This is a genomic window from Chromobacterium sp., assembly GCF_041912965.1.
Taxonomy (GTDB): domain Bacteria; phylum Pseudomonadota; class Gammaproteobacteria; order Burkholderiales; family Chromobacteriaceae; genus Chromobacterium; species Chromobacterium aquaticum.
Genome location: NZ_JAYSGF010000017.1, coordinates 74,487 through 90,851 on the forward strand (window position 1 = coordinate 74,487; position 16,365 = coordinate 90,851).

9 protein-coding genes are annotated in these 16,365 nt (G+C 65.2%); 8 read left to right on the plus strand and 1 reads right to left on the minus strand.

Annotated features, from left to right (window positions below):
• Positions 1-808: 808 nt before the first annotated feature.
• The 7 genes from ACE3QM_RS11335 to ACE3QM_RS11365 all read left to right on the plus strand — a co-directional run bounded on the left by ACE3QM_RS11335 (position 809) and on the right by ACE3QM_RS11365 (position 14,355).
• Positions 809-1,786: an L-tyrosine/L-tryptophan isonitrile synthase family protein gene (locus tag ACE3QM_RS11335; protein ID WP_374421928.1), complete on the plus strand. Its 978-nt coding sequence runs from the start codon at positions 809-811 to the stop codon at positions 1,784-1,786.
• Between the two features lie 35 nt (positions 1,787-1,821).
• Positions 1,822-3,558, plus strand: a complete 1,737-nt coding sequence (locus ACE3QM_RS11340; protein ID WP_374421930.1) for an L-tyrosine/L-tryptophan isonitrile synthase family protein — start codon at positions 1,822-1,824, stop codon at positions 3,556-3,558.
• Between the two features lie 211 nt (positions 3,559-3,769).
• Positions 3,770-5,023 carry a glycosyltransferase gene (locus ACE3QM_RS11345; protein ID WP_374421933.1) on the plus strand — a complete coding sequence of 418 codons (1,254 nt, stop codon included), beginning with the start codon at positions 3,770-3,772 and terminating at the stop codon, positions 5,021-5,023.
• A gap of 113 nt (positions 5,024-5,136) precedes the next feature.
• The gene (locus ACE3QM_RS11350; protein WP_048410710.1) at positions 5,137-6,390 is read left to right on the plus strand and encodes an MdtA/MuxA family multidrug efflux RND transporter periplasmic adaptor subunit; all 1,254 of its coding nucleotides are present in this window, start codon (positions 5,137-5,139) and stop codon (positions 6,388-6,390) included.
• A gap of 15 nt (positions 6,391-6,405) precedes the next feature.
• The gene (locus tag ACE3QM_RS11355) at positions 6,406-9,492 is read left to right on the plus strand and encodes an MdtB/MuxB family multidrug efflux RND transporter permease subunit (RefSeq protein ID WP_374421936.1); all 3,087 of its coding nucleotides are present in this window, start codon (positions 6,406-6,408) and stop codon (positions 9,490-9,492) included.
• A gap of 160 nt (positions 9,493-9,652) precedes the next feature.
• Complete coding sequence (locus ACE3QM_RS11360; RefSeq protein WP_374421938.1) at positions 9,653-12,754, plus strand: multidrug efflux RND transporter permease subunit; 3,102 nt, start codon at positions 9,653-9,655, stop codon at positions 12,752-12,754.
• Between the two features lie 5 nt (positions 12,755-12,759).
• Positions 12,760-14,355 (plus strand): efflux transporter outer membrane subunit, encoded by a 1,596-nt coding sequence (locus tag ACE3QM_RS11365; RefSeq protein WP_374421940.1) that lies wholly within the window; start codon positions 12,760-12,762, stop codon positions 14,353-14,355.
• A gap of 193 nt (positions 14,356-14,548) precedes the next feature.
• Here ACE3QM_RS11365 and ACE3QM_RS11370 read toward each other — a convergent pair whose 3' ends face one another.
• Positions 14,549-14,806 (minus strand): hypothetical protein, encoded by a 258-nt coding sequence (locus ACE3QM_RS11370; protein WP_231464882.1) that lies wholly within the window; start codon positions 14,804-14,806, stop codon positions 14,549-14,551.
• A gap of 560 nt (positions 14,807-15,366) precedes the next feature.
• Here ACE3QM_RS11370 and bla point away from each other — a divergent pair.
• On the plus strand, positions 15,367-16,239 hold the full coding sequence (gene bla, locus ACE3QM_RS11375) for a carbapenem-hydrolyzing class A beta-lactamase (RefSeq protein ID WP_374421942.1): 873 nt from the start codon (positions 15,367-15,369) through the stop codon (positions 16,237-16,239).
• The last annotated feature ends 126 nt before the right edge of the window (positions 16,240-16,365 follow it).

A 16,365-nucleotide genomic window follows, 5' to 3' on the forward strand; every position in this document is an offset into this window, starting at 1 on the left:
GTTGACTAGTCAAACATGCTCCCGAAGCTTAAAAAACGAAAATGTCATGTTCGCAAAGGAACAATTCCCCGCATCGGGTGCGCTCAAGCCTCCGGCTCCTGCCGTGATTCGCCCCACTTCCATCCATCCCACCGCGACGCGCCAAGCCGAGGAGTCATCAGTCAGCGCACGAAACCATCCCTATTGTTGCAATAAACCAACATATTTTGCCGCAGCCTGCGCGCTCCCGCCGGCGTATCCGGCACCGCGACCCAAGCCCAAAGCGATGGTTGCATGGGAAAACTCACAGTCATCAAACCGCACCCCATGTTTACAAACAAGAATGAATATCATTCTTAAACGTACAAAATTAAGCCCATGTCATTCAAAGAAAAAACCAAACAAATACTAGTCAAAACAAAATGACAATCACACTTGGTAACACAGCCATTTACAATTTCCACATCGCCTTATTTGGCAAATATTCACAGCGAATCAGTAAATTTCGTGATTCGCCTTATTCAAGCCGTACTGTTCGCCATCGATATAACAATTCCGCATATTTCTATAACGGCTAATTTTTTAACCGCGCCCTCCCTTCTGACCTAGAATGGCCCCGCGCTTCACCAAGAGCGTAAACACGTTCTCAGCCGGGCCTCAGCCAAATATCGATGCCAACCATTCAAATTGGCCACGTATTCATTGAGCACGCCACGGCCAATGCTCTTTTCGGTTTTCATCCTAAAAGCGGACCTCGTTTCCACAGGAAAACGTAAACAGATCCGCGCATTCACACTTCTCGAGACGCCAACAATTTAGAGATTCCGCCATGAACGCGATTGTCGATCCGATTTTCCATTCCGCCAGCCAAGGCCATGCGCAGCTGGCGCGCCAGATTCTGGAAATCATTTTCAAACTGCGCCGCATTCACCTGGAGGACGCCGCCGCCCACGATTCCTCCGCGGAAATGGCGCCCCACCTGCCCAAGATCCAGGCAGCCATCGAGCGCCAGGCACCCATTCACATGCTGCTGCCGGCCTTCCCCGGCAAATCGCCCAATCGCAACAAGACGCTGGGCGCGATGCCGGACCTGGCCGAACGCCACGCGCTGGACAATCTGTACCGGCTCTGCGAAGACATCCGCGCGCTCTACCCGCCCGGCGCTCAAGTGGCCATCTGCTCGGACGGCTATTGCTTCTCCGACGTGGTCTACATCCCGGACGCGGAAGTGGCCGCCTATATGGACGAGTTGAGCGCCTATGCGCGCGGCCGCTACGGCGAGGCCTTCGCCTTCTACGACCTCAAGGATCACTTCGGCTATATCAGCGACCTGGATTCCCAGCGCGAAGAACTGCTAATCCTCTTCAGCGACTCCATCGAGCAGATCAAGCGCCAATGCCAGGACGAGGCGGCGATGCGCGCGATGTACCAGGGCATCACCCGCTTCCTGTTCGAAGACGCCCAGGGCATGGAGCGCTTCTCCGGCCAGAGCAAGACCGCGCTGCAAAAACTGGCCCGCGCCAACGCCTACCGCGTGATCCAGCGCAGCAACGCCTGGAGCCGGCTGCTGGAGCGTACCTTCCCCGATAGCGTGCGCCTGTCCATTCATCCGCAATTCCGCGTGTCCGCCAAGATAGGCGTGCGGCTGGTGGACAGCGCCGATGCCTGGCTCACCCCCTGGCACGCGGCCGCGGTCAAGCACGAACACGGCATCGTGCTGAAGAAACGCAGCGACATCGACGAGAGCCGTTCCGCCCTGGTCTTCGTCGACGGCCGGCCCAGCCACTTCATCGCCACCGCCGCCTGAAGCCCCGCCTTTCATCGTTCATTTCGAGTACCGCCATGCAAAACGAACCTATTGTCGCTTCCATCGTCTCCATTCTGCTCGACGCCTTCCAGGGAGAGGCCGACCACCCGCAGCGCGAGCCCCACCGCCGGGCGCTGAGCGCCCAAGTGGAACGCTTCGTGAGCCGGCAACGGCCCTTGCAACTGCTGCTGCCGGGTTTTCCGCTGAAATCGCCTAACACCCGCGACAAAACCGCGTCCGAGCGCCCCGATTACGCCGAATACGCGGCGCTGCAACAACTGGACCGGCTGTGCCGCGCCATCAGCCGCGTCTATCCGGCCGGCTGCGCGCTGGAACTGTTCAGCGACGGTCTCAGCTTCCACGACCTGCTGGACATCCCGCGCGACACCGCCAACGACTACCACCAGCGCCTGCGCCAGTTGCTGGCCAGCCCGGTGCTGCGCTGGCATGACTACGCCACCATCAGCCCCGGCTTCGACCGCCAGCGCGACCGCGCCGAAAGCGTGCTGCGCCGCTACTTGCCGCCCGCGGCCGCCGACTTCGCCCAGCCGCTGCCGGAAAATCAGTCCGCGCGCCAGATGCAATGGCTGGGCCTGCTGCGCGAGGACAACGCGGCGCGCGGCATCGTCGAGAACACGGACTGGCCGCAGCGCGCCTTGCGCCTGGCCTGGCGTGGCATCGCGCTGGACGCGATGCTGGCCGAGCACTTCCCGGACGCGATCCGGCTGACCATCCACGCCTCCGGCGCGCCCGGCGGCAAATACCCCATCCGCCTGTCGCCGGCCCAGGCCGAGGCGGCACTGCCCTGGCATCGCGTCTATCTGCTGAACCTGGCCGGCCACGGCGAGTTGGTGTCCAAGCGCCAAGCGCTGGACACGCGCCGCGCCAAGGCGGTGAGCTTCGACGGCCAGCCCTGGCTCTATCTGGAACAAGCCGGCGCGGAATGGGAAGGCTGCGAGCTATCGGTGATGCTGGCCGGCCGTTTCGGCCTACTGATAGAAAACCGCCGTCCCGGCGCCGACTGCCTGTCGCTGCCGCGCCCGGCCCTGACCCGGCTGGCCCAGCTGTTCGGCTTCGTCGCGCTGCGCGGCTTCGCCGTGGCCGACGAGGACAAGCTGGTTGAATTCAGCGCCCAGTTCGGCACGCCGTATATCTGGCAATTCGGCGCGGTGCACAAGGTGAAGCCGGAAGAGGATGCCGATGGCTTCGTTCATTCCTTCGAGGAATTGCCGCTGCACTGGGATCTGAGCATGTTGCCGGCCGACAATGAGTTCGTGCGCAAGAATCCGCGCTTCAGCGCCAGCCTGTTCGCGCTGTATTGCAAGACCGCTCCGCAACACGGTGAAGGCCAGACCACGCTGGTGGACGCGCGCAACATCCTGCGCCAGGTGCCGCTGGCCACGCTGGCCGAATGGGAAAAACTGGATATCCGCTATCACACCAAATTCACCTACTTCGGCGGCGACGCCCGCGTCTATCCGCTGGTGGAAACCCACCCAGAGACCGGCGAAGCGGTGCTGCGCTTCCAGGAAAACAGCAATTCCGAACTGCAGAAGTTCTTCGTCGACGTGGAAGAGCGCGCCGACGACTACCCCAACCTGGTCCAGGAGTTGCTGGAACGGGCTTATGCGCCGGAAAACCTGATCGAGCACGACTGGCACGACGGCGACCTGGTGCTGATAGACAACTACAGCAGCCTGCACGGCCGCCGCGCGATGACGCGCGCCTCGCGCGGGCGCGAGCTGTGGCGCGTGCAGGTCCACAAAGGCTAGGAAGCTGTTTACGATCTGCCGCGCCGAGAAACATGACACGGTGAGTACCGCTTCGAAATGCTCATGTCACTTGTACATTCCGCTTTCTCAGCCGCAACGCCTTGTCTCGTCTTAGTTGGCGAGATCGTAAACACCTTCTGAGCGCCTGATTGCCCGCCGCCCGGCCCCGCCGGGCGGCCTTGCCTCCCACCTCCCACTCCCCTGAGCCGCCATGCACCCACGCAAGCAGAAAATCCTCTTCGTCGGCGAGGCCGTCACCCTGGCCCACGTCGCCCGCCCCTACACCCTGGCCGCCGCCTTGCCGGCCGCGGACTACGATATCCACCTGGCCGCGGCGCCGCGCTTCGAGCATCTGTATCAAAGTCGGGACATCCAATACCACCCGCTGCTCACCAAGAGCAGCGCCGACTTTCTTCACGCGGTGGACAACGGCAAGCCACTGTACCGGCGCGAGGAATACCTCGCCTATGTCGAAGACGAGCTGCGGCTGATCCAAGACCTGAACCCCGACCTCATCGTCGGCGATTTCCGCCACTCGCTGGGCATCAGCGCCACGCTGGCCGGCAAGCCGCGGATCAACCTGATCAACGCCTACTGGAGCCCCTGGCGCCAGCCGGCGTCGCTGCCGGTGCCGGAGCTGGCCAAGCTCAATCTGCACCGCCTGCCCTTGATGCCGCGGCTGATGCGCTGGATCACCCCGCTGGCGATCCGCCTGCTGGTGGCGCCGCTGAACCGCGCCCGCGCCCATTACGGCCTGGCGCCGTTCGCCAACTGCTTCGACGCCTGGAGCCACGGCGACCAAGTGCTGTATTACGACGCGCCGGAACTGGTGCCACTGAGCCCGCTGCCCGCGCATCACCGCCATCTGGGCCCGGTCACCTGGTCGCCGGGCGGCGCCTTGCCGGACTGGTGGCCGCAGCTGCAAGACCGCCCCACCGTTTACCTGTCGCTGGGCTCCTCCGGCAACCTCACGCTGCTGCCCATGCTGATCGATCAACTGCTGGGCGAAGGCCTGCAAGTGATCGCCAGCAGCGGCGGCCGCCAACGGCTGCCGCAGCGGCCCGGCCTGTTCTGCGCCGATTTCCTGCCCGGCGAGGCCGCCGCCGCGCGCGCCGATCTGGTGATAGGCAACGGCGGCAGCCCCACCAGTTACCAGGCGTTGCAGCAAGGCACGCCGGTGATCGGCATCCCATCGAATATGGACCAGCTGCTGGCGATGCGGCATATCGAAGCCTACGGCGCCGGCGCCATGCTGCGGCGCAGCCAGGTCGAAGCCGGCCAGTTGCCGCCGCTGCTGCGGCGCATGCTGGCCACGCCGTCCTACCATCAGCGCGCCGAGCAGCTGGCGCGGCATTTCGCCGCCTGCCAGCCGCACGCTACTTTTCGACAAGTGTTGCAACAATTCGACACACAATCGGCCAGGCCAGCAAAGCCCGCTACAAAACGGGAGCGCATAATGCCGTAAGCATCGACCCCGTCCCCCATGCGGCTATCCAGCAGGCTGCGGCGCCCCGGCGGTCGAAACCATCCTAAAGTTCAAGCAAGCGGCCGCCGCGCCGCCGCCATGGAGTCTGAGCCGTGACCCAAACCGCCGAGCCCCGCCGCCCGTTCTACCGTTCCCCGCTATGCTGGGGCCTTGTCGTGCTGTTGGCGCTGGGCGCGGGCTGGTGGTGGCGGCAACACGCGGCCGCGGACGCCGCGGCGCAAAAACGCGGCGCGCCGCCCACCGCGGTGGGCGTGGCCGCCGCGCGCCTGCAGAACGTACCGCTGCAGCTCAGCGCGCTGGGCACCGTCAGCTCCACTTACACCGTCACCGTGCGCAGCCGCGTGGACGGCCAGTTGGACAAACTGCACTTCGAGGAAGGCCAGCAGGTCAAACAGGGCCAATTGCTGGCGGAACTGGACCCGCGTCCGTTCCAAGCCGCGCTAACCCAGGCCGAAGGCCAGTTGCTGCGCGACCAGGCGCTGTTGCAAAACGCCCAGCTGGACCTGACCCGCTACCAGCAATTGCTGCAGCAGAATTCCATCGCCAAACAGCAAGTGGACACCCAGCAAGCGCTGGTGCGCCAATACCAGGGCACGGTCAAACTGGACCAAGGCGCGGTGGACAACGCCAAGCTGCAGCTCAGCTATAGCCGCGTCAGCGCGCCGGTGTCCGGCCGCGTCGGCCTGCGCCAGGTTGACCCCGGCAACATCGTCCACGCCAGCGACACCAACGGCGTGGTGGTGATCACCCAGACCCAACCCATCAATGTGCTGTTCTCGGTGCCGGAAGTCAGCCTGGGCTCGGTGCTGCAGGCCAGCCGCGCCAATCCCGGCCTGACGGTGGAAGCCTGGGATCGCGACAACCGCAACAAGCTGGCCGACGGCAAGCTGCTGGCGATAGACAACCAGCTCAACACCAGCACCGGCACCGTCAACCTCAAGGCCCGCTTCGGCAACGCTGGCGAAACCTTGTTTCCCAACCAATTCGTCAATGTGCGCCTGAGCCTGGGCGAGCGTGAAAACGCCGTCACCGTGCCAGCCAGCGCGGTGCAGCTGGGCAAGGTGGGCAGCTATGTCTACACCGTCAACGCCGACAGCAGCGTCAGCCTGGCCAAGGTGAGCGCCGGCGCGCGCGTCGGCGACATCATCGTCATCGAACAAGGCCTGAAGCCCGGCCAGCGCGTGGTGGTGGACGGCCTGGACAAGCTGCGCGACGGCGCCAAGGTCGCGGTGGTGGATCGCGCCGCGCAAAACAGCCAGGCCGCGGCCGGCGCCGGCAACAGCGGACGCCATAAACGCGACGGCAGCGGCGCGGCCGGCAAACGCCACGCCTCGGCGGCGCAGTAAGCGCGGGGAGACGGCATGAATCCCTCGCGCCTGTTCATCCTGCGCCCGGTGGCCACCACCTTGCTGATGGTGGCCATCCTGCTGACCGGTCTCACCGCCTGGCGCATGCTGGCGGTGTCCGCGCTGCCGGAAGTGGACTACCCCACCATCCAGGTGGTGACCCAATATCCGGGCGCCAGCCCGGAAGTGATCACCTCCTCCATCACCGCGCCGCTGGAACGCCAGTTCGGTCAGATGCCCGGCCTGTCACAGATGTCGTCCACCAGCTCCGGCGGCGCCTCGGTGATCACCCTGCAATTCAGCCTGGAATTGAGCCTGGACGTGGCCGAGCAGGAAGTGCAGGCGGCGATCAACGCCGCCGGCAACCTGCTGCCGTCCGATCTGCCCAATCCGCCGGTGTACAACAAGGTCAACCCGGCCGACACCCCTATCATGACCATCGCCGTCAGCTCGCCCACGCTGCAACTGACCAAGCTGGAGGATCTGGTGGACACCCGGCTGGCGCAGAAACTGTCGCAAGTGCCCGGCGTCGGCCTGGTCAGCATCAGCGGCGGCCAACGCCCGGCGGTGCGCATCCAGACCAATCCGCGCCAGCTGGCCGCCCTGGGCCTGACGCTGGAAGACGTGCGCACCGCCATCGCCAGCGCCAATGTCAACCAGGCCAAGGGCAGCTTCGACGGCCCGCATCAGGCCTCCACCATAGACGGCAACGACCAGCTCAAGTCCGCCGACGAATACCGCGGCGTCATCATCGCCTACCGCAACGGCGCGCCGGTGCGGCTGTCCGACGTGGCCCAAGTGGTGGACTCGGCGGAAAACATCCGCCTGGCCGCCTGGGCCGGCGCCACTCCGGCCATCATCCTCAATGTGCAGCGCCAGCCCGGCGCCAACGTGATCCAGGTCGCGGACCGCATCAAGGCGCTGCTGCCGCAGCTGCGCGACACCCTGCCCGGCGCGGTGGACGTCAAGGTGCTGAACGACCGCACCGTGACCATACGCGCCTCGGTGGCCGATGTGGAATTCGAACTGATGCTGGCCATCGCCCTGGTGGTGATGGTGATCTTCGTGTTCCTGCGCAATGTGCCGGCCACCATCATCCCCGCGGTGGCGGTGCCGCTGTCGCTGGTGGGCACTTTCGGCGTGATGTATCTGACCGGCTTCTCCATCAACAACCTCACCTTGATGGCGCTGACCATCGCCACCGGCTTCGTCGTCGACGACGCCATCGTGATGATTGAAAACATCGCGCGCTACATCGAAGACGGCGAAGCGCCGATGGCGGCGGCGCTCAAGGGCTCCAAGCAGATAGGCTTCACCATCATCTCGCTGACCATCTCGCTGATCGCGGTGCTGATTCCGCTATTGTTCATGGGCGATGTGGTGGGCCGGTTGTTCCGCGAATTCGCCGTCACCCTGGCGGTGTCCATCCTGATCTCCGCCTTCATCTCGCTGACGCTGACCCCGATGATGTGCGCGCGCCTGCTCAAACACGTGCCGGAAGACAAGCAAGGCCGCTTCTACCACGCCAGCGGCCAGTTCTTCGACCGGGTGATCGCCCGCTACGGCCGCATGCTCAGCTGGGTGCTGGAACGGCAGCGCCTGACCCTGCTGGTGGCGCTGGCCACGCTGGCGCTGACCGCCGCGCTCTATGTGCTGGTGCCCAAGGGCTTCTTCCCACTGCAAGACACCGGCGCGATCCAGGGCGTCAGCGAGGCCGCGCAATCCACCTCCTTCGGCGCGATGGCGCGCCAGCAGGAAGCGCTGGCTCGGCAGCTGCTCAAGGACCCGGCGGTGGAAAGCCTGTCCTCCTTCATCGGCGTGGACGGCAACAATGCCGCGCTCAACAACGGCCGACTGCTGATCAACCTCAAGCCCAAGGAACAGCGCGACGACATCCACACCGTGCTGGCCCGGCTGCAAGACCAGGCCGACGCGGTGCCGGGCATGGCGCTCTATCTGCAGCCAGTGCAGGACCTGACCATAGATTCCCGCGTCAGCCGCACCCAGTACCAATTCACGCTGCAAGCCACCAGCGCCGAGGACCTGTCCGCCTGGACGCCCAAACTGGTGGCCAAGCTGCGCCAGCTGCCGCAGCTGGCCGATGTGGCCAGCGACTTGCAGGACAAGGGCCTGCAAGCCTATGTCAACATCAACCGCGACACCGCCGCGCGGCTGGGCGTCACCACCGCCGCCATCGACAACGCGCTCTACGACGCCTTCGGCCAGCGGCTGATCTCCACCATCTTCACCCAGACCAACCAATATCGCGTGGTGCTGGAAGTGGACCCGCAGCATCAGCAAGACCCGCTGTCGCTGAAAAGCCTGTACGTGCCCACCGCCAACGGCGGCCCGGTGCCGCTGGACGCAGTGGCGAGCATAGAAGAGCGCCCCACCGCGCTCACCATCAACCACCTGGGGCAATTCCCCACCGCCACCGTGTCCTTCAACCTGGCGCCGGGCGCCTCCCTCGGAGCGGCGGTGGAAGCCATCCGCCAGGCTGAAACCGACCTGGGCCTGCCGGCCAGCATAGACACCAAGTTCCAGGGCGCGGCGCTGGCCTTCCAGGCCTCGCTGTCCAACACCCTGTGGCTGATCCTGGCCGCCATCGTCACCATGTACATCGTGCTGGGGGTGCTGTACGAGAGCTATATCCATCCCATCACGATTCTCTCCACCCTGCCCTCCGCCGGCATCGGCGCGCTGCTGGCCTTGCTGGTCTCCGGCAACGACCTGTCGGTGATCGCCATCATCGGCATCATCCTGCTGATCGGCATCGTCAAGAAAAACGCCATCATGATGATAGATTTCGCGCTGGAGGCCGAGCGCGAACACGGCATGAGCCCGCGCGACGCCATCTATCAAGCCTGCCTGCTGCGCTTCCGCCCCATCCTGATGACCACCATGGCCGCGCTGCTGGGCGCGCTGCCGCTGATGCTGGGCGGCGGCATGGGTTCCGAGCTGCGCCAACCGCTGGGCGTCACCATGGTGGGCGGCCTGCTGGTCAGCCAGGTGCTGACCCTGTTCACCACCCCGGTGATCTACCTGGCCTTTGACCGGCTGGGCAAACGCTTTGGCACCAAGACGGCGGAGGCGGAAGCATGATTTTTATTCGCCACGGAAACACACGGAAAAACACGGAATTCCGTGACATTTTCGACATGATCGCCCTTAGCCAAACAACGCTAACCGCCATCAAACCCTTGCATGGCTGGTTTTTGTCCGTGTCCTTCCGTGTGTTTCCGTGGCCGATGAGGATTTTCTCGTGATCCCCTCCGCCCCCTTCATCCGCCGCCCGGTGGCCACCACCCTGCTGACCCTGGCCATCCTGCTGGCCGGCCTGCTGGCCTTCAAGCTGCTGCCGGTGTCGCCGCTGCCCCAGGTGGACTTCCCCACCATCTCCGTCACCGCGCGCCTGCCCGGCGCCAGCCCGGAAACCATGGCCGCCACCGTGGCCACCCCGCTGGAGCGGGCGCTGGGCCGCATCGCCGGCGTCACCGAGATGACCTCGTCCAGCTCGCTGGGCTCCACCCGCATCACCCTGCAGTTCGAGCTGGACCGCAATATCGACGGCGCCGCGCGCGATGTGCAGGCGGCGATCAACGCCGCGCGCTCGCTACTGCCCACCGGCATGCCGTCCAACCCCACCTACCGCAAGGTCAACCCCGCCGACGCGCCCATCATGATCATCGCGCTGACCTCGGACAGCCTGACCCGCGGCCAGATGTACGATGCCGCCGACACCATACTCGGCCAGAAACTGGCCCAGGTGGAAGGCATAGGCGACGTCAACGTGGGCGGCGGCGCGCAGCCGGCGGTGCGGGTGGAGCTGAACCCGCGCCAGCTCAACCACTACGGCATCAGCATGGAAACCGTGCGCGGCGCCATCGCCAGCACCAACGCCAACCGGCCCAAGGGCTTCCTGGAAAACGACGAGCGCCACTGGCAGGTGCAGGCCAACGACCAGGCCAACAAGGCCAGCGACTACCTGCCGCTGATCGTCAGCTACAAAGACGGCGCCGCGGTGCGCATCGCCGACGTGGCCGAGGTCAAGGATTCGGTGGTGGACCTGCGCAACGCCGGCCTCTTGGGCCAGCAGCCGGCGGTGATGCTGATCCTGTTCCGCCAGCCCGGCGCCAACATCATCGAGACCATAGACCGGGTCAAATCGCTGCTGCCGCAGCTGCAAGCCTCCATCCCCGCCGCCATCAAGATGCAAGTGGTGATGGACCGCAGCCCCACCATCCGCGCCTCGCTGCAGGAAGTGGAGCGCTCGCTGCTGATCTCGGTGGCCCTGGTCATCCTGGTGGTGTTCCTGTTCCTGCGCAACGGCCGCGCCACCGCCATTCCCGCCATCACCGTGCCGGTGTCGCTGGTGGGCGCCTTCGCCGTGATGTACCTGGCCGGCTTCTCGCTCAACAACCTCAGCCTGATGGCGCTGACCATCGCCACCGGCTTCGTCGTCGACGACACCATCGTGGTGCTGGAAAACATCTCCCGCCACATCGAGGACGGCATGAAACCGATGCAGGCCGCCTTGCGCGGCGCGCGCGAAGTAGGCTTCACCGTGCTGTCGATGAGCATCTCGCTGATCGCCGTCTTCATCCCCATCCTGCTGATGGGCGGCGTGATCGGCCGGCTGTTCCGCGAATTCGCCGTCACCCTGTCCGTGGCCATCCTGGTGTCGCTGCTGGTATCGCTGACCACCACGCCGATGTTGTGCGCGCGCTGGCTCAAGGCGCATGACGCGCACAAAGAACCGGGCAAGCTGTTCCGCTGGAGCGAACGCGCCTTCGACGCCATGCTGGACGGCTACCGCCGCAGCCTGGGTTGGGCGCTGCGCCACGGCCCGCTGATGATGCTGATCCTGGCCGCCACCATAGGCCTCAACGTCTACCTCTACCTGGCGGTGCCCAAGGGCTTCTTCCCGCAGCAGGACACCGGCCGCCTCACCGGCATGATACGCGCCGACCAGAACATCTCCTTCCAGGCCATGCAGCAAAAGCTGCAACGCTTCATCACCGTGGTGGGCCAGGACCCGGCGGTGGACAAAGTCATAGGCTTCACCGGCGGCGGCCAGCGCAACACCGCCAATATGTTCGTCAGTCTCAAGCCGCTGGACCAGCGCCGGGACAGCGCCGATCAAGTCATCGCCAGGCTGCGCAAGACCCTGGCGCGCGAGCCCGGCGCCCAGCTGTTCCTGCAAGCGGTGCAGGACATCCGCATCGGCGGCCGCGCCAGCAACGCCCAATACCAATACACCTTGCAGGGCGACGACCTGGCCGAACTGCGCGAATGGACGCCCAAGGTGCAGCAAGCGCTGCTGAAGCTGCCGATGCTGGCCGACGTCAACACCGACCAGGAAGTCAAAGGCCTGCAAACCTCGCTGGTTTTCGACCGCGACGCCATGGCGCGGCTGGGCCTGACCCAGACGCAAGTGGACTCCGCGCTCAACGACGCCTTCGGCCAGCGCCAGGTGTCCACCATCTACAACGCGCTCAACCAATACCACGTGGTGATGGAAGTGGCGCCGCAATACTGGCAAGGCCCGGACGGCCTGGACAGCATCTATCTGCAAACCCCGGGCGGCCAGCCCACCCCGCTGTCCGCCGTCGCGCGCTGGGAACCCAGCAATACCGCGCTATCGGTCAACCACCAGAGCCAGTTCGCCGCCGCCACCGTTTCCTTCAACCTGCCGCCGGGCAAATCGCTGTCCGACGCCACCGACGCCATCGACCAGGCGCTGGCCGGCGTCGGCCTGCCCAGCAGCATCCACGGCAGCTTTCAGGGCAGCGCCAAAACCTTCCAGGCCTCGCTGGACAGCCAGCCGCTGCTGATCCTGGCGGCCTTGGTCGCCGTCTACATCGTGCTGGGCATGCTCTATGAAAGCGTGGTGCACCCGGTCACCATCCTCTCCACCCTGCCCTCGGCCGGCGTCGGCGCGCTGCTCGCCATCATCGCCACCGGCGGCGAATTCAACGTCATCGCGCTGATCGGCGTGCTGCTGCTGATCGGCATCGTCAAGAAAAACGCCATCATGATGATAGACTTCGCGCTCAGCGCCGAACGCGAACAAGGCCTGAAACCCGAGCAAGCCATCCTCCAAGCCTGCCTGCTGCGCTTCCGCCCCATCATGATGACCACGCTGGCCGCGCTGTTCGGCGCGCTGCCGCTGGCGCTGGGCCACGGCGACGGCGCCGAGATGCGCACCCCGCTGGGCATCTCCATCGTCGGCGGCCTGCTGCTCAGCCAGCTGCTGACCCTGTACACCACCCCCATCGTCTACCTGTATCTGGACCGCTTCCGGCTGTGGTGCCGGCGCTGGCGGCCCGCGCGCGCCGCGCTGAACCGCGGAGCCGAGGAATGAAACCAATGAAAACACAAAGCCTTACGCTGGCCTGCGCGCTGCTGCTGGCCGGCTGTGCGCTGGGCCCGGACTATGTCAAACCCAAGCTGGAAGTGCCGGCCGCCTATAAGGAAGGGGGCTCCGAAGAACCGTCGCGAGCCGATCGAGAGCAAGGCGCACCGCGCGCAGCGACCGAGATAGTACAAACAGTACAGCGAGGGAGCGAGCACGGAGCAACGCAGCTATCGGACGGCGCAGCAGGTTTTTCGCGGCCCCCGGAAGACGGCCGCTGGAAAAACGCCCAGCCGCAAGATGCAGTGCCCCGCGGCGACTGGTGGCGCATTTATCAAGACCCGCGATTGGACCAGTTGATGGACACCCTGAACCGGCAAAGCCCCGGCATCGCCCAGGCCGAAGCGCAATACCGCCAGGCCCAGGCGCTGCTGAAACAGGCCGAGGCCGGGCTGTTCCCCAGCCTGGGGCTCAACGCCGGTCAAAGCCGCGGCGTCAGTTCCCCGGGCCAGGCCACCGCCACCAGCTACAACCTGAGCGCCAACGCCAGCTGGGAACTGGACCTGTGGGGCGGCCTGCGCCGCTCGGTGGAAGCCGGCAACGCCAAGGCAGAAGCCAGCGCCGCGCAACTGGCGGCAATACGCCTCAGCACCCAGGCGCAACTGGCCACCGCCTACCTGCAACTCAGCGTGGCCGATCGGCAACTGCGGCAGCTGAGCGCCAATGAACAAGCGCTGGCGGACACGCTGAAACTGACCCGCAATCAATACCAGGCCGGCATCGTCTCCGACGCCAACGTCGCCCAGGCCGAAAGCCAATGGCAAAGCGCCCAGGCGCAGCGCGCGGACAAGCAACTGACCCGCGCCCAGCTGGAACACGCCATCGCCGCCGCGCTGGGGCAGACGCCGGCCAGCTTCAGCCTGGCCGCGGCCGACGCCGAGCCGCGCCTGCCCAATATCCCCGCTGGCCTGCCCTCGCAACTGCTGGAACGCCGCCCCGACATCGCCGCCGCCGAACGCGCGGTGGCGCAAGCCAATGCCGAAATCGGCATCGCCCAGGCCGCCTTCTTCCCCACCCTCACCCTGTCCGCCAGCGGCGGCTACCGCGGCGCCAGCTTCGCCGACTGGGTCAGCCTGCCCAACCGCGTCTGGTCGCTGGGCCCGGCGCTCGCGCTCAGCCTGTTCGACGGCGGCCTGCGCAGCGCCCAGAAAGAACAAGCCATCGCCAGCTATGACGCCAGCGTCGCCGGCTACCGCCTGGCGGTGTTGTCCGCCTTCCAGGGCGTGGAAGACAACCTGGCCGCGCAAAAGCTGCTGGCGGAAGAAGCCGCCTCGCAACAGGCCGCGGTGGACGCCGCGCTGCGCGCCGAAACCATCACCCTCAACCAATACCGCGCCGGCACCGTCAGCTACCTCAACCTGCTGACCGCGCAAAGCAGCCGCATCAATGCGGAAACCACCCTGTGGAATGTGAAAAACCGGCAATACGCCGGCAGCGTGGCGCTGATCGCCGCGCTGGGCGGCGGCTGGCAGGGACTGGACCCCGCCTCAAGACAAGACCATGCGCTGAACCAAGAAGCCGCACCGCCGCAAACAAAGCCCGGCAACTGACAGCGCAGCGGCAAGACCATGCCAATGGAAACCTGGGAAGGGAACGAACCCAGCCCGACAAGCTGACGCTCGAACCAGGCCAAATCCTACGATCTCGCGAGACAAGGCGTTGCGACTAAGAACCTGTTCAAAGAAACAGGCCGCGCCATAGCACAGGGGCGGCGCCCGCCGCCCCCTTGCTGTCACACTGGCGTCAAGCGTCGCGCAGGCTGCGCGCCGCCTCCTCGCGGATCACATCCAGCGCATTGTGGTACTCATCCAGCGCCCAACGCGCCAGCCGGCACAGCCCGGCGGCCTGGGCGCCTTCCTCCACCTCGGCCTGGGTGCCCAATCGCGTTGCCACCTCCAAGGCTGGGCGCAGCAACTCCAAGGCTTCCAGCCCCAATTGGCTGGCCTCCAGCACGCGGCCCAGCAACTGCTGGCGCGTCGTCGTTTCGCACGCGTCAGTCATCGCCAAGCCTCCTGTGACAAGGACTCGAAATGAAAAGAAAGGGAAAGGGGAAAAGAAAAGAATCGCATCGCGGCCTCCAAATCGTTGCCAGAGAGAAGGCCTGCCCATGCAGCAGGTACGGGGCAGGCGCGTGACGAGGAAGTGCCAAAGCGGACACATCCTGTCTGCGGACGAACGATTCTGGGCTTCCAAACCCGGCGCGCCTTATTCGGCGTAGCGCAAACCACAGCCTACTGAGCCTGGCAGCGAGCGTCAAGGCGTGTACATCACAAGGGGAAGGCAAGCAAAACGGCGTACTCCCCGCACGGGAGCACGCCGTTGTCGACACCATGAATCAGGCGGGCAGGCCCTTATTGAACCATCCCACCAATCGTCTTCGCCAAGTAGAACCACCCGCCCCTCAGGCGGGCATATTCATGATCGCCCCCGTCGGCTGAGCGCCATTTCAAGACTGAAAACAGCCCAAAGGTTACAGACGTTACAGTTTGCGCGATTTACAGCCCAAGCCTCTGCCATCAGGATAGCGCCACACTTTCCAACCAGGCAGAAGGACCAAAACCATGTTCAAGCATCTGATTTTATTCGCATCGCTGGCCACGCCGCTGAGCCAGGCCCTGGCCGCCGACCCGCTCGCCGTCGCCGCCGACAAGCTGGCCAAACTGGAGCGGGACTTTGGCGGCAGCATCGGCGTTTACGCCATCGACACCGGTTCCGGCGCCACCGTGGCCAATCGCCCCAACGAGCGCTTTCCCATGTGCAGCTCCTTCAAAGGCTTTCTGGCGGCGGGGGTGCTGGCGCAAAGCCAAGCAAAACCCGGCCTGCTGGACAAACGCATCCGCTACAGCAAAACGACTCTGCCTAATTGGTCCCCGCTCACAACCCAACACCAGGCAAACGGCATGACCGTGGCCGAGCTCAGCGCCGCCACCGTGCAATACAGCGACAACGGCGCGGCCAATCTGCTGCTCAAGGAAATCAACGGCCCCGCCGCGCTGACCGCCTTCATGCGCTCCATCGGCGACACCACCTTCCGCCTGGACCGCCTGGAACCGGAGCTGAACTCCGCCATCCCCGGCGACCCGCGCGACACCTCCACTCCCAAGGCGGTGGCGGAAAGCATGCAAAAGCTGGCGCTGGGCAAGGCGCTGGCTGAAACGCAGCGCCAGCAACTGGCGGACTGGCTGAAGGGCAACACCACCGGCAAGGCCAGAATCCGCGCCGCGGTGCCGGACGGCTGGGAAGTAGGCGACAAAACCGGCACCTGCGGCGTCTACGGCACCGCCAACGACTACGCGGTGATCTGGCCGCCCAAGCGCGCGCCCATCGTGCTGGCGGTCTACACCAAGCACGCCAAGAAAGAAGCCAAGCACAGCGACGAAGTGATCGCCGCCGCGGCGCGGGCGGCGCTGGAAGCGTTGAACGTCAAGTCATAAGCGACAAGCCATTGAGCCCGGAATGACCGACTGGCGCCGTGGCGCCGGCACACAGCAAATCGTAAACAGGCTCTTAGAACCTGTTTACGATCTCCGGAGCAATAGAGCCAGGAAAGCCAAGTGGAT